Annotated in this window: 12 protein-coding genes; 3 read left to right on the top strand and 9 right to left on the bottom strand. The window is 44.0% G+C overall.

The features are described from left to right. Positions 1 to 10: 10 nt before the first annotated feature. Both AX677_RS08185 and AX677_RS08180 read right to left on the bottom strand, forming a co-directional pair. On the bottom strand, positions 11 to 1048 hold the full coding sequence (locus tag AX677_RS08185; protein ID WP_060976776.1) for an alcohol dehydrogenase catalytic domain-containing protein: 1038 nt from the start codon (positions 1046 to 1048) through the stop codon (positions 11 to 13). A 181-nt stretch (positions 1049 to 1229) separates the two neighbouring features. Beyond that, positions 1230 to 1700, bottom strand: a complete 471-nt coding sequence (locus AX677_RS08180; protein WP_060976775.1) for an SP_0198 family lipoprotein — start codon at positions 1698 to 1700, stop codon at positions 1230 to 1232. Positions 1701 to 1935: 235 nt separating this feature from the next. Between AX677_RS08180 and AX677_RS08175 the strand changes: the two genes are divergently transcribed. Next, a complete protein-coding gene (locus tag AX677_RS08175; protein ID WP_002910002.1) occupies positions 1936 to 2403 on the top strand; it encodes a GNAT family N-acetyltransferase in 468 nt (155 codons plus the stop codon). Positions 2404 to 2535: 132 nt separating this feature from the next. Beyond that, the gene (locus AX677_RS08170) at positions 2536 to 3684 is read left to right on the top strand and encodes a cobalamin-independent methionine synthase II family protein (protein WP_060976774.1); all 1149 of its coding nucleotides are present in this window, start codon (positions 2536 to 2538) and stop codon (positions 3682 to 3684) included. A gap of 122 nt (positions 3685 to 3806) precedes the next feature. On the opposite strand, the gene AX677_RS08165 is transcribed toward AX677_RS08170, so the two are convergent. From AX677_RS08165 to trpX, 6 genes are all read right to left on the bottom strand, one after another. Beyond that, entirely contained in the window at positions 3807 to 4634 is an 828-nt protein-coding gene (locus AX677_RS08165) for an alpha/beta fold hydrolase (protein WP_060976773.1), read from the bottom strand. Between the two features lie 144 nt (positions 4635 to 4778). Further along, entirely contained in the window at positions 4779 to 5171 is a 393-nt protein-coding gene (locus AX677_RS08160) for a YbgA family protein (protein WP_060976772.1), read from the bottom strand. A 171-nt stretch (positions 5172 to 5342) separates the two neighbouring features. Continuing rightward, positions 5343 to 7748, bottom strand: a complete 2406-nt coding sequence (pheT, locus tag AX677_RS08155; protein ID WP_060976771.1) for a phenylalanine--tRNA ligase subunit beta — start codon at positions 7746 to 7748, stop codon at positions 5343 to 5345. A gap of 247 nt (positions 7749 to 7995) precedes the next feature. Continuing rightward, positions 7996 to 8505: a GNAT family N-acetyltransferase gene (locus AX677_RS08145; RefSeq protein WP_060976769.1), complete on the bottom strand. Its 510-nt coding sequence runs from the start codon at positions 8503 to 8505 to the stop codon at positions 7996 to 7998. A 45-nt stretch (positions 8506 to 8550) separates the two neighbouring features. Further along, positions 8551 to 9600: a phenylalanine--tRNA ligase subunit alpha gene (pheS, locus tag AX677_RS08140; RefSeq protein WP_060976768.1), complete on the bottom strand. Its 1050-nt coding sequence runs from the start codon at positions 9598 to 9600 to the stop codon at positions 8551 to 8553. A 319-nt stretch (positions 9601 to 9919) separates the two neighbouring features. Then, complete coding sequence (trpX, locus tag AX677_RS08135; protein ID WP_060976767.1) at positions 9920 to 10927, bottom strand: tryptophan ABC transporter substrate-binding protein; 1008 nt, start codon at positions 10925 to 10927, stop codon at positions 9920 to 9922. A gap of 532 nt (positions 10928 to 11459) precedes the next feature. Between trpX and fbpA the strand changes: the two genes are divergently transcribed. Then, the gene (fbpA, locus tag AX677_RS08130) at positions 11460 to 13109 is read left to right on the top strand and encodes an Rqc2 family fibronectin-binding protein FbpA (RefSeq protein WP_060976766.1); all 1650 of its coding nucleotides are present in this window, start codon (positions 11460 to 11462) and stop codon (positions 13107 to 13109) included. 184 nt (positions 13110 to 13293) lie between these two features. Here the strand turns inward: fbpA and AX677_RS08125 are convergent. Continuing rightward, positions 13294 to 14414: LPXTG cell wall anchor domain-containing protein (locus AX677_RS08125; RefSeq protein WP_156446002.1), on the bottom strand; the 1121-nt coding region annotated here is incomplete at its 5' end.

Below are 14414 nucleotides of genomic sequence, written 5' to 3'. Positions count from 1 at the left end.
TCTTCTTTACCTAATCAAAGACAATCATGGACTTAATGGTCTTGCGTTCATCCATATCTTTATAAGCTTGATCAATATCTTCCAGTTTGTAGCTTGAAGTAAAGACCTTGCCTGGATTAATATCACCATCAAGAACTGCCTTGAGCAAGATTTGCTTGTCGTAAGTTGTGACAGAGGCTGCTCCGCCTGCCACTGTAATATTTTGAGCAAAGGTAGAACCGAGAGCTCGGTTATTATAGTGAGGCACACCGACAAAGCCCAAGCGGCCACCGTTGTGAAGGACTCCTAGAGCTTGATCAACAGCAGCTTCTGTTCCAACACATTCCAGAGCTGCATCTGCCCCGCCACCTAGAATCTCACGCACTTTGGCAATTCCTTCTTCACCACGTTCTGCAATAACGGCTGTTGCACCGGATTCCAAGGCCATTTTTTGTCGATCTTCGTGACGGCTCATAAGAACGATTTGGGAAGCACCACGCATTTTAGCAGCGATAACAGCGCATTGTCCCACAGCCCCATCACCAATCACGACCACTTTATCACCAGGCTTGACGTCTGCCACTCGCGCAGCATGGTAGCCAGTTGGCATGACATCAGCCAGTGTCAAGAATGATTTGAGCATTCCTTCTGTATAATCAGAAGGCTGACCCGGAATTTTGATAAGTGCCCAGTTAGCAAATTCGAAGCGCATATATTCAGCTTGCACCCCATTTGACCAGTTATTCCCAATATGAGAATCACAAGTGCCATCAAATCCTGCCCGACAGGCATCACATTGCCCGCATCCATGAGTAAATGGAGTAATAACAAAATCGCCAGGTTTAACAGTCGTTACTGCATCCCCGATTTCTTCGACAATTCCAATCGCTTCATGCCCACTATTTTGATGGCCTGCTTCAATATCTGGACTGCGGTAGCGCCATAAGTCAGATCCACAGACACAGGTCCGAACAATCCGAATAATGGCATCATCTTCCTCAATAATTTGCGGACGATCAATGTCAGCGAGCCCAACTTGGCCCGCTTTTGTATAAACTGCCAATTTCATCGTTTCTTCTCCTTTGATATCTTTATTGCAACTATTATACAACTTAAAGCACCCTTCAAGTCAAATATTTGACATCATTTAAGATAAAATTTTTATAAAAAAAGGAAACTCCATTCTTAGAGTTTCCTAGTTTGATTCCCTCACTGCTCATCCTGTTGTCCTGAGCAGAATGAGAAGCGCTTTACTGCTTGGTAAAGGTCAGGGTGTCTGGATCATCATCCAATTCGTCCACAATCAGCTGATTGCCATTTTGACGATAGCTTTTAGCATCATCACCGACAATCAGTCTTTGGTTAGCAGCATCAACTTGTACCTGCTTGATTTCCTTACTGCCATCTACCTCGGTCTCAGTCCAAGTACCAGTCGTACCATTGATTTCTAGGACATGCTGGTCACCATCATGGTCGGTTGCTTGGTAGCGCCCATCTAGACTTGTAGCCTGCCCTGCATTTGATGATGACGAAGGCTGATTAGAGGAAGATGCAGCTGATGACTGCGAAGTCTGATTTTGTGCAGATTGTGATGTTTGGCCTTGAGTATTCTGTGATGAACTAGTATTCCCTCCTTGGTTGGTATTGCCTGAGCAAGCAGCCAATAGGACTGCTGCTGTCAGAGATAGAATTCCGATAAAGGCTTTTTTTGTAATAGTCATATCGCTTTCTCCTTTTTTCTACATTTGTAGTTTATAGTTATATTCTACACTTGTCTGTTTCATTTGTCAAGAAAAAGCAGTTTTTATTATAAGGAAAATATATCTAAAGGAAATGAATCACTCTGACTGAACTTTGCTATTCAGACGCTGCTTGTTCTCTAAGTCTTCCCGAGTTCTCTTGACAAAATAGTTCCCAGTCGTATAATATTTCTATAAAAGATAAAAGGAGAAAATTATGTCAATCAGAAAAGCCCAAGTCAGTGATATTCCTACATTACAAGGACTCCTTCAGCAAGTCCTGCTTGTCCACCATCAAGCTCGGCCGGACATTTTCAAGGCCAAGGGCAGCAAGTTTAGCAATGAAGAATTAGAGAAGATTCTAGGACAAGAGTCCACCCCTATTTTCGTCTTTGAAAGTGAATCCGGAGAAATCCTCGGTCACCTCTTCTGCTCCATCAAGGAACCTGTCAGTCCTGTACTCAATCCCATCAAGACACTTTTTATCGAGGATTTATGTGTAGATGAGAAAGCCAGAGGGCAAAAGGTTGGCGAGCAGCTTTACCGCTTTGCGGAAGACTATGCTCGGGAAATCGGCTGCTATAATCTGACTCTCAATGTTTGGAACGACAATGTCGGAGCCCTGCGTTTCTATGAGCGATTAGCGCTTCAGGCTCAGGAAACAGTGATGGAGAAGATACTTTGATCTTGAAAGACAAATTTTAGGAAGCGCTAGCAATAGTTTTCGGATATACCCTACCAGCAGAATTAACTATTTTATTTGCCGAGAAATTTTCGATACAATAGATAGTAATAGGTAATGAAAGTGAGAAATCTTATGACAAAATCAAAATTTCAACTGGTTGGATCTCTTCTGCGCCCAGAAAATCTGCGCCAGTATAAGACAGAAATTGAGCACCGCGATGATATTCAATACCCCTTCTACGAAAGCTTCCCAGGCTACCATGAGACGGAGACAGCTGACATCAAGGAGATTATCGCTGAGCAAAAGGCTAAGGGTATTGACATCCTGACGGATGGAGAATACTCCAAGTCTATGTGGCATCTGGACTTTGTCTGGGGACTTAAGGGAATTGAGCGTTACATTGCTGACCACGGCTATACCTTCAAGGACCACGACGGCGGGCAATACGAGACCCGTAAGGATATTGGTATCCGCATCACAGCGCCACTCTCTGGAAAAAATCATCACTTTATCGAGATTTATAAGCTAGTCAAGGAAGAGGCTGCTGGTGAAGATACCAAGCTGACTGTCTGGGGACCTGCCCATGCTTATACTGAGTTAGCTGTCTTTGACCGCTTGGCTGGACCAGGACAAATTTATGAGACCAATGAAGATTTGAAAAAAGGCTTGATTCAAGCTTATAAGGAATTTTTGGACGACTATAAGGCTGCTGGCGGACAGATTATCCAGTTTGACGACTGTCTCTGGGAACTCTTTGACGAATCCAATCCTGCTAGCTTCTTTGCGGAGGGCAATGCTAGTCTGGCTGACCTGGCAGACGAGTTTGTCGCTATTAATAACAAAGTCGTAGACTACGCTCATGAGCTTGGACTGACTGTCTGGACCCACAACTGCCGTGGTAACTACGAAAGCCGCTCTGCTGCTGAAGGTACCTACGAAGCTATCGCGGAAAAATTCCTGCGCGACCAACACTATGATCGCTACTTCCTAGAATGGGACAGCGATGTAGCTGGTGATATATCAGCCCTAGCAGCTTTGAAAGACAAGGATGCAGAAGTCGTTTTAGGACTGCTCTCTAGTAAGACGACAGGCTTGGATGATGAAAAGCGTGTCCTAGACCTCCTCGAGAAAGCAGCAACAGTTCTACCGAAAGAGCGTCTCCTGCTCTCCCACCAATGCGGCTTCGCCTCTTGTGACTCTGGAAACGAACTCACCATTGAGCAACAGTGGGCCAAAATCAAACAAGGCCAAGAAATCGCCCAGAAATTCTGGGGAGAATAAGCAAAAAAAAGCGGTGTGACCGCTTTTTTCTATGCTCTTAAAATCAATTTGGGGCTGAATTAGATTTCTTTGATGAACTCCAGTTTCATCTACATCTGTTCAACATATTAAATCTTGTAGTATCAAGAAATTTCAATTCGCTTGAGCCAATTTTCGACCAAGGCCGTAAAGAGAGCCTCTTGATCTATCTGTGCATTGTGGCCAGCAAGATCCATTACAGCATGAGTTGCCCTTGGATAATAGCGAGACAGTTGCGCTAACTGCTGGAAGCCCACGACTTGGTCCTGCTTTCCTGCTATAAAAAGGCTGGGCTCGTCATAGCCCTTTTCCAGTATCTCTTGATCCACTTCAAACGAAAAAGAATAGTTTTCTTGCAGCTTTTGGACAAAGGGAGCATTCATCATCTGAAGCCCTACTAGGATTTCTTTTTCAAACCGTTGATAAGTTTCTTTAGTCTGTAAAATCGCTAAATCAACGAAAGCTTCGCTTTTGCCTGCTATATCAAAACCTACCTCTCTAATTAGCAGGCTGTCTTTTGGCAGAATTCTTTCTTGCGGATTGGGTACAACTACTGGACAAATAAGCAGCAAACCATCAATCTCTGACCTTTTCTTAGCCAAAATTCCTCTAGCAAGATAGCCACCATAAGACTCTCCAGCTAAGAGAAAGCTGTGTCCGCCGATTACAGTCTCTATAAAGTTCAAGAGCATCTCTAAAATCGCATCCGCACTTGCAAAAGCAGGATTGGCATCAGACCTACCCATGCCAGGTAAATCTAAATAAATCCTTTTATAGTCAGCATGTTTCTCAAAAATAGGTTCCAAACATCCTTCCATCAATTCAGATGAACAGCCCAAACCATGAATTGCCAAGACTGGCTTTCCTTGACCAATCACTTTATAATATAATTTATTTCCCTGATAAGTAAAAAACATTTTTTCTCCAATCATACCTTAAAGACACGTTTTGCTCGAGGTGGATCCTTTATCGAAACTAATCAAAATAATATTGTTTATGAGCCTAACAAATTATTCTTATCATCTACACCCCTCAAAGCTACTAAAGTAACAATTTTTCACCTTGATTTCAGAGCTTCATGCCTCGTCTCCAAATAACAAAGTCGATTTTTGCAGATAAGGATTAGGATACTTGACTAGCAGGTTCCTTACAGCTGTTACCAAGTCTTTCTGCTCAGCCTGACCGGATTGGTAACGAAGCAAAAGATGCATAAAATCTTCTTTTTCAGCTGAGCTGGCTTTCTTCTTAAAATAGCCCCAAACATGCTGAAAGGCATTGCAGACCTGACCGCGATTTTCAGGCAGGGCTATCGCCTGATCAATCAAGCCTTGAACATGTGCTGCTTCCACCGAGTCGCTTTTTAGATATTGGCGGATTTCCAGATAGATCTTACTGGAATGACTGAGAACCAGATATTTATTTCTAGGCCAAAGAGTCTGACATTGGGAGATTTGGTTTGAATTTTCCATGATTACTTTTCCTACTGATTTTCAATTTCGAATACTTCTCGTTTCGTCTACATCTTTGATCGCATCCCAGTAATAAGTTTGCCAAGATAGAAAGCAAATCAAGTATGATTGGAATAGGATTACGAAGAGTATTAATCAAAATCCCCAATCACATGACTGGGGAATAGTTCATTAACGCACCTCTGCGCCGAGTTTTTCGGTCAGGGATTTTTCGATTTTTTCCATGTATTTAGCCACTTCCTCGTCAGTCAGGCTAGCTTCTGGATTTTGGAAAGTCAGGCTGTAGGCCATGGATTTGAGGCCGACACCCAGCTTGTCACCAGAGAAGATATCAAAGAGCTTAATATCGGTCAAGCGCTTGATACCAGCTGCTTGGATTGCATCAAGAACCTCTTGGTGAGTGATTTCTGCTTTGAGCAAGAGGGCCACATCCCGGCTGACAGCTGGGAATTTAGTGATTTCCGTAAATGGCTGTGCTGGCTGGAGCTGCTCTTCGATAGCAGACAGATTGAGCTCAGCCACATAAGTTTCAGGAATATCGTAAGCCTTGGCTGTCGCAGGATGGACTTGGCCGACAAAGCCGACAGGCTGGCCATTGATAGAGATCAAAGCAGTCCGACCAGGATGCAAACTCTTAATCTGGCTGCTAGCCGCGTATTCAGCTGTCAAGCCCAACTTAGCAAAGAGTGCTTCCACTACACCCTTAGCATAGAAGAAATCAACTGCCACTGGCTTGGTCTGGAAATCTTTTTCATTAACCAAACCTGTCAAAGCAAAGGCAAAACTATTGATTTCATTTGGCAGCTCTTCCTTAGGATTGCCGGTTTGCTCAAAAATTTTGCCAATCTCATAGAGGGCTAGATTCTTATTTTTACGAGCTACATTGTAGGCTAGGGAGTCCAAAATGCCAGAAACCATGTTCTGACGAAGAACAGAGCGCTCCACTGTCATTGGCCACATGAGCTCAGTCAAGTTGCTAGGATTGAGAGTGAACTCAATCGCCTTTTCTGGAGTCGTCAAAGCGTAGGTGATGATTTCTGTCAGTCCAGCTCCCTCTGCTAAGGTCCGTACTTGACGGCGCAGTTGCTGCGTTGCAGTCAATTCACCAGCAGTCCCGTCATCTTTTGGCAGGCTAGCTGGCAATTTGTCATAGCCATAAATACGAGCAATTTCTTCATAGAGATCCGCTTCGATTGAAATATCCCAGCGACGGCGAGGGACACTGACAGTGAACTGTTCAGCACTTCCTGACAAGCCAAAGCCAAGTCTGCGGAAGACATCCACAATATCAGTATAAAGCAAGTCTGTTCCCAAAACTCGGTTGACATCCGCGAGACTAGACACTACTTCTACATCACTAGTGTCTAAGCTACCAGCGGATACGATATCAGCCTGAACAGTTGCACCTGCCAAGTCCGCAATCATGCTTGCTGCTGCATCCAAAGCTTCATTAACAGTTGCCACATTGATACCTTTTTCAAAGCGGGAAGATGATTCTGAGCGCAGGTTAAGGCGACCGCTGGTCTTGCGAATTGATTTTCCATCAAAAACAGCTGCCTCCAGAACAACACGAGTGGACTGGCCAGAGATTTCTGTTGCTTGACCACCCATAACACCAGCCAGTGCAACTGGCTTATCCGCCACAGTGATGACTAGGTCGCTAACTTCAAGCTCCCGCTCTTCTCCGTCCAGCGTCACCAGTTTTTCACCTGCACGCGCTTCCCGCACAACAATCTGGTCACCCTCAAAAGTATCCAGATCAAAGGCATGCATAGGCTGACCAAAGTAGAGCAGGATGTAGTTGGTCACGTCCACTACATTGTTAATCGGACGGATTCCTTCGTTCATGAGGAGATTTTGCAGCCACTGAGGACTTGGGGAGACGGTGACATTTTCCAAGATACGAGCCGCGTAATAAGGGGCTTTCTCTGTCTCAAGGACTACTGAAAGGCTGTCAGCTGCCTGCTTTTCATTTTCCTCCAACGGGAAATCCTTGAACTGTACTGACTTGTCATAGATGGCAGCCACTTCATGAGCCACCCCACGCATAGACAGAGCATCTGCCCGGTTTGGTGTGATAGAAAGCTCGATAATCTCATCGTCCAAGTCCAGATAAGAGAAGACTTCCTCACCTAGCACTGCTTCTTCAGGCAGGATTTGAATGCCATCCGCAAATTCCTTTGGTACCACAGAATCAGAAATGCCCAGCTCACCAAGAGAGCAAATCATGCCCAGTGACTCCAAGCCACGGATTTTCCCTTTTTTAATCTTATAATTATCCGCAATGCGAGCACCTGGCAGAGCCACCATGACCTTGATGCCGGCGCGAACATTTGGAGCACCGCAGACAATCTGACGGTTCTCCTCTTCTCCGACATTGACTTGACAAACATTCAGGTGGGTATCAGGAATGTCCTCACACGATACCACCTCACCAACAACAATTTTAGACAGGCCAGCAGCTGGTGATGTCACACCTTCCACTTCAATTCCTGTCGTAGACATTTTCTCAGCTAGCTCAGCGCTCGCAACATCAATGTTTACTAACTCTTTTAACCACTTATAACTTACTAGCATATTTAAGATACCAAGGGCGTCAAAAACGACTGAAAAATAGGAGATTTGCTAAACATTCGACGAACGATCACAAACCTATCTTTTTTCCGAGTTTTTAGCCCTGGTTCAATTCCTTTCTCTATTCTATCGCTAAGGAACTTGACCGACCAAATTTTAGGGATTTGTCTGAAATCCTGATTCCTGAGACAAATCATCTAAATTTCGAGCTTTTAGATCGTATTCATTTCCTCTCTTTAAATTTTCTTGTTTATTTTAATTTCTTGCGCAGCAGCCAGTCTGTGTCTACTGTCTCACCAGTGATATAGTCGTGCTGGCTGAATTTTTCAAAGCCGTATTTGAAGTAAAAATCTTGGGCTCTAAAATTCTTTTCCCAGACGCCCAGCCAGACCCAGTCAAAGCCTCGTTTCTCGGCTTCATCTAAGGCGAATTCAAACATTTCCTTGCCCAAACCTTGACCATGATAAGCTTTCAAAACATAGATTCGCTGAACCTCAAAGGCTTGTGGTAGTTCTTGCTCCGTTTGAGCATGTCCCCAGTTAAACTTGAGAAAACCAGCAATTTCACCGTCTTTGACAACAAAATAAGTCTCTGACTCAGAGTCTGTCAGTTCCTTTTCGATGGTCGCAAGCGACAGCTCATTGTCAAAATAATGAGCCATATCAGCTTCCTTGATAAATGGACCAAAGGTTTCTTGATAAGTCGCGACCTCCAACTCTCGTAAGAGACTCGCTTCTTCTTTTTTGACTCTGACTAGCATACTGCACTCCTTTCTCAGAAAAGCTGCATCTATGAATACAGGTTTCTACTTAAACTGCTGAGAAAAACGAATATCTCCTTGGTAGAATCCACGAATGTCATTGATACCGTAGCGGAGCATAGCTACCCGCTCTTGACCAAGACCAAAGGCAAATCCGGAGTATTTCTCTGCATCAATACCGCTCATTTCCAATACGCGCGGATGCACCATACCCGCTCCCATAATCTCAATCCAGCCGGTCTTCTTGCAGACATTACAGCCGGCACCGCCACACTTGAAGCAGGAAACATCCACTTCAACAGACGGCTCTGTGAATGGGAAGTATGACGGACGCAGACGGATACTGCGGTCTTGGCCGAACATCTTTTGGACAATCAGCTGCAGCGTTCCTTGCAAGTTTGCCATGGAAATATTTTCTCCAACCACCAAGCCTTCAATCTGATGGAACTGATGGGAGTGAGTCGCATCATCGGTATCCCGTCGGAAAACGCGCCCCGGTGAGATCATCTTGAGTGGCCCTTTAGAAAAGTCATGAGCATCCATAGCTCGAGCCTGTACCGGACTGGTGTGGGTTCTGAGCAAGATTTCCTCTGTAATGTAGAAAGTGTCCTGCATATCCCGTGCTGGGTGGTCCTTAGGCAGATTCATCCGCTCAAAGTTGTAATAGTCCTTCTCCACTTCAAAGCCGTCAACGACCTGATAGCCCATTCCGATGAAAATATCTTCAATTTCTTCACTAGTCTGGCTAAGAATATGACGGTTCCCTACTGGAATTTGACGGCCTGGCAAGGTCACATCCAAGGATTCCTCAGCCAGTTTCAGAGCTACTAATTGCTCTTCCATCTCTTGAGCAGTCTTTTCAAAGGCTGCTGTCAGAATATCACGCGCTTCATTGACGTGCTTCCCGATAATCGGCCGCATTTCAGCTGAAATATCCTTCATCCCTTTCAGGACTTCAGTCAGCGAACCTTTCTTACCCAAGACAGCTACACGCAAGTCCTGCAGTTCCTTTTGATTCTCCGCCTTGAGCTGCTTGAGAGAAGATAGAGTCTCTTCACGCAGGCTTTTTAGTTGTTCTTCAATCGTTTTCGTCATTTTCCCTCCAAAATAAAAAGCGCGCCAATCTCCATAAGCGGAGCGTTGACACGCGGTACCATCCGTTTTTTATCTGGCAAGCCAGACCTTACTTATCAATCCTAGAGCAAGTGAATTCGCCTAGCTTTCATCTAGAGAGCTTTCAGTCGATGGCTCCCCTCCCTGTTAAACTTCCCCTAGGTTACTGGTCTTGCGGATTGCTATTCAGTTATATTTCATTCTAACAGATTTCTAAACATTTCGCAAGCTCAGTTAAAGAATTTACAAGAAGAGACAATCGAGAAAAAGAAGTCTGTCAAACAACAGACTCCCTTTCTTTCTATTTAATCACTTGTCCTGCTTCTTTCAAAACATCTTCTGGCACAGTAATGCCAAGTTCTTTCGCATTTTTGGTATTGATAACAGATTTACCAGTATCGAAAATATCTACTGCAGTATCAGCAGGTTTAGCACCTTTAAGGACTTTAGCAGCCATTTTACCAGTCGCAACACCTAGGTCATACTGGTCTACAACGACAGAGGCAAGACCACCTTCTTCTACCATGGCTGTTGCACTTGGATAAATCGGTTTCTTAGATTCTTTATTGCTGGACACAACTGTCGCAAAAGCTGACGCAATGGTATTGTCAATTGGAATCCAGATAGCATCAACCTTGCCAGTCATGACATTCATGGTTGAAGCAATTTCATTGGTCGAAGGAACAGAGTATTCCTCTACCTTGTAGCCTGCTTCTTCAGCCAATTTTTTGAACTCTTCTACCTGAGCTTTGGAGTTGTCTTCACTGCTAGAGTAGAGCGCACCGATAGTTTTTACATCTGGAGTCAATTTTTTTATCAGCTCTAACTGTTGCTTAGCTGGATTGCGGTCAGAGACACCAGTGATATTGCCACCTGGCTTGTCCAGATTTTTCACTAGGTTTGCTCCGACTGGATCTGTGATAGCTCCCATGACAATAGGCTTGTCCTTAGTAGCTGCAGCCAGTCCTTGAGCAGACGGAGTCGCAATCCCAATCAGCACATCATTGTCATTGGAGACTAGCTGCTTACTCATAGTAGAGACCTTACTCTGATCGCCCTCAGCATTCATAAAGTCAATCTTAATCTTGTCTCCCTTATAGCCTTCCTCAGCCAAACCATCCTGAATCCCCTTGTAAATCAAATCCAGCGAAGGGTGGCTGACATACTGCAGAACGCCGATCTTGACTGTCTGACTGTCACCACTAGTCTTAGTGGTGTTGCCTTTGCTGTTCAAGCTGGAATAGACAATCCCACCGATTGCCAAAACGGCCAGAAGGCCTAAGATAGTGATTAATCGTTTGTTTTTCATGTTCTTTCTCCATTTCTATGTTTTATATTTTTTCTGTTTAATCCCTAGGGACGCCATCGTTTAAACATAGGCAATTCTCCTCATTTTTTATAATAAACAACAAAAAATCCTCACACAACTACTCTGTGTGAGGGCGTAAATCGCGGTGCCACCTCAATTATGGAAAATAGCTAATATTCCCCATATCTCTGTCTTGTCATCAAACAAGCTGCACTGTAAGGTGTGCCTACCGAATTCTTATTGTTTCAAATTCATTTTATCAATTAGCCCAATTTTGTAAAGATTTGCTGCTCATTTCCACCAACCACAAGCTCGCTAAAAACAAATGCATCTACTACTTTTCTAATTTCCTATATTTTAAGTTTTTCCTGAAAGGATGTCAAGACCTTTTTGAAAATTTTTATAAAATGTTCGGATTTGATTTATAGAGGCAGTTCTAGGAAAAAATTAAATTGCTTTTTTGTGAGGCTTTAGAAGCTTTTAGCTTGGTTTTTTGTTATAATTTTCTGTAGCAACTTTCAAGGAGAAAAGCATGTCTTTCGACGGATTTTTTTTACACCACATGACAGAGGAGCTGCGCCGCGAATTGCTGGGCGGCCGCATTCAGAAAATTAATCAGCCCTTTGAACAGGAGCTAGTTTTACAGATTCGCAGCAACCGTAAAAGCCACAAGCTGCTCCTGTCAGCCCACTCGGTCTTTGGGCGCGTCCAGCTGACAGATACCACGTTTGAAAATCCAGCTGTTCCCAATACCTTTATCATGGTCATGCGCAAATACCTGCAAGGCGCCGTCATTGAATCGATCCAGCAAGTAGAGAATGACCGGATTTTGGAAATCAGCGTCTCCAATAAGAACGAAATCGGAGATAGCGTGGCTGTGACTCTAGTCATCGAAATCATGGGCAAGCACAGCAATATCATTCTCTTGGACAAGGCTAGCGACAAGATTATTGAGGCCATCAAACATGTCGGATTTTCACAAAATAGCTATCGAACGATCCTGCCTGGCTCAACCTATGTCGCACCACCTCAGACAGGCAGCCTCAATCCTTTCACTGTGGGTGATGAAAAGCTCTTTGAAATCTTACATACTGAAGACTTAGAGCCCAAACGCCTGCAGCAAATTTTTCAAGGATTGGGTCGAGATACAGCTACTGAACTCAGTGGCCGTCTGGCAGCTGACAAGCTCAAAACTTTCCGTGCATTTTTTTCCAGTCCGACCCAGCCTAGCCTGACCGAAAAATCCTTCTCTGCTCTGCTATTTTCCGATAGCAAGGCCCAAATGTCCACGCTATCCGAGCTTTTGGACACTTTCTATAAGGACAAGGCTGAGCGAGATCGAGTCAACCAGCAGGCTAGCGAACTGATTCGCCGAGTAGAAAATGAGTTGGAAAAGAACCGAAAAAAGCTGGTCAAGCAAGAGGAAGAACTTCTAGCAACGGAGAATGCAGAGGAATTCCGTCAAAAAGGGGAACTTTTGACTACCTTTCTCCATCAGGTGCCAAACGACCAAGATCAGGTAGAGCTGGACAATTACTACACAGGTGAGAAGATTATCATCTCGCTTGACAAGGCTCTAACCCCCAACCAAAATGCCCAGCGCTATTTCAAACGTTACCAGAAGCTCAAGGAAGCCGTCAAACATCTGACCAGCTTGATTGAGGAGACTCGGGCTACGATTCTCTACCTAGAGAGCGTGGAAACAGCCCTTGCTCAGGCCAGCCTGACTGAAATTGCGGAAATTCGGGAGGAACTAATCCAGACTGGCTTTATTCGCCGACGCCAAAGAGAGAAAATCCAGAAAAGACAGAAACCGGAGAAATATTTGGCAACAGATGGCCAAACCATTATCCTGGTTGGACGTAACAATCTACAAAATGACGAGCTGACGTTTAAGATGGCCAAGAAGGACGAGCTTTGGTTTCACGCCAAGGATATTCCAGGTAGTCATGTGGTCATCACAGGCAATCTTCAGCCCAGCGATGAAGTCAAGACTGACGCTGCCGAGCTAGCGGCCTACTTCTCCAAGGCCAGACTCTCCAATCTGGTCCAAGTAGATATGATTGAGACTAGAAAACTCAATAAACCAACTGGTGGCAAGCCAGGATTTGTAACCTATACAGGCCAGAAAACCCTGCGCGTCACACCAGATGAAGAGAAAATTAAAAGCATGAAGATGTAAAAATATCCTTTTTAACTATGAAACAGACTCAGGAGCATGACGGCCATTAGCCAGCTGAAGCTGTCTATTATCTCCATCAACTCCAATAATTTTTTATAAAAAACAGGTAGAACTTATGTTCTACCTGTTTTTGCGCTCTTCCAAAATTCTTCTAGTTCATTAATAGAATTTCTTCAAGCCTATGTTAGTCCTCAGACTTTTTCTTTCTCTTCGATAAACCAAACAGTCCTAAACCAGATACTCCAGCAAGTAAACTTGCAGTCAAGTATGAGGTTTGCTCAGTACCAGTCTTAGGAAGAGTTTTAGATGCTTCACGTCTAGAGAGAACAGGTGGTACAGGCTGTACTGGAACAGGAAGCTCTGTCACAGTAGGAACGTAGGATGCAGTAATGGTGTTACCATTACGATCCTTACGAATTACAACTACTCCTTTTGCCTGACCTACAAAATTGGATTCAGGAACAAATGTTACAGTACCATCAGATGAAATAGTGTAGGTTCCTTCTCCAGGAACAACTCTTTCAGTGGAACCGTCTTCAAATGTTGGAGCTACTGATAAGTCAATATCTCCATCAAAAATCGGCTTACCAGTCTGCGTTTGACCTTTGAGACCTTCTGATGTTGCATTCTCAACTCGTGTTTGTCCAATAACTGTTGGAGTATAGATAGCAGTAACAACATTTCCATAAATATCTAGACGTTTTATAACTACCCCTTTAGCAGTTCCAACAAAGTCTGGTTCTGGTGTAAACGTAATCTTACCATCTTTATCAATAGTATAGGTTCCTTCACCTGGAACGACCAGTGTCGTATTACCATCCTCAAAGGTTGGTGGAACTGTACTATCGATATGTCCTTCAAACACTGGCGTTGCTACTTGTGTTTGACCTTTGGCTCCTGTAGAGGTTTTATCTCGTCCAGTAGATGGATCCACAACTGTTGGAAGATAAGTAGCCGTTACTGAAGTTCCGTTCTTATCCTTACGAATAATGATTACACCAGTCCCTTTACCTACAAAATCAGACTCTGGAGTGAAAGTTACAACTCCCTTATCATCAAGTTCATACACACCTTCACCAGGAATAACCTTCTTAACGCTACCATCATCAAATGTTGGTAAGACAGTCTCATCGATTGGAACTAATGGATGTCCTGCTTCAAAGATTGGGGTGCCAGTTTGAACCATACCTTTAATATTTGCAGAAGAAGCATCATTACCAGTAGGAGTCACCTTAGTAAACTCTGGGCTATAAGTCGCCGTAACTGGTGTGCCATTCTTATCCACACGTTTAACAGTTACTGGAT

Source organism: Streptococcus sp. CCH8-C6 (genome assembly GCF_001557225.1).
Lineage (GTDB): Bacteria > Bacillota > Bacilli > Lactobacillales > Streptococcaceae > Streptococcus > Streptococcus sanguinis_C.
The sequence above is the reverse complement of the archived record's forward strand: the minus strand, read 5'-3'. Positions and strand labels throughout refer to the sequence as shown.

What these genes read in the sequence shown, in the direction of transcription:
- AX677_RS08170 (WP_060976774.1), top strand. Translation starts at nt 2,536, where the DNA reads ATGACAAAATCAAAATTTCAACTGGTTGGATCTCTTCTGCGCCCAGAA.
- pheS (WP_060976768.1), bottom strand. Translation starts at nt 9,600, where the DNA reads ATGACGAAAACGATTGAAGAACAACTAAAAAGCCTGCGTGAAGAGACT.
- AX677_RS08145 (WP_060976769.1), bottom strand. Translation starts at nt 8,505, where the DNA reads ATGCTAGTCAGAGTCAAAAAAGAAGAAGCGAGTCTCTTACGAGAGTTG.
- trpX (WP_060976767.1), bottom strand. Translation starts at nt 10,927, where the DNA reads ATGAAAAACAAACGATTAATCACTATCTTAGGCCTTCTGGCCGTTTTG.
- AX677_RS08185 (WP_060976776.1), bottom strand. Translation starts at nt 1,048, where the DNA reads ATGAAATTGGCAGTTTATACAAAAGCGGGCCAAGTTGGGCTCGCTGAC.
- AX677_RS08160 (WP_060976772.1), bottom strand. Translation starts at nt 5,171, where the DNA reads ATGGAAAATTCAAACCAAATCTCCCAATGTCAGACTCTTTGGCCTAGA.
- AX677_RS08175 (WP_002910002.1), top strand. Translation starts at nt 1,936, where the DNA reads ATGTCAATCAGAAAAGCCCAAGTCAGTGATATTCCTACATTACAAGGA.
- AX677_RS08165 (WP_060976773.1), bottom strand. Translation starts at nt 4,634, where the DNA reads ATGATTGGAGAAAAAATGTTTTTTACTTATCAGGGAAATAAATTATAT.
- fbpA (WP_060976766.1), top strand. Translation starts at nt 11,460, where the DNA reads ATGTCTTTCGACGGATTTTTTTTACACCACATGACAGAGGAGCTGCGC.
- pheT (WP_060976771.1), bottom strand. Translation starts at nt 7,748, where the DNA reads ATGCTAGTAAGTTATAAGTGGTTAAAAGAGTTAGTAAACATTGATGTT.
- AX677_RS08180 (WP_060976775.1), bottom strand. Translation starts at nt 1,700, where the DNA reads ATGACTATTACAAAAAAAGCCTTTATCGGAATTCTATCTCTGACAGCA.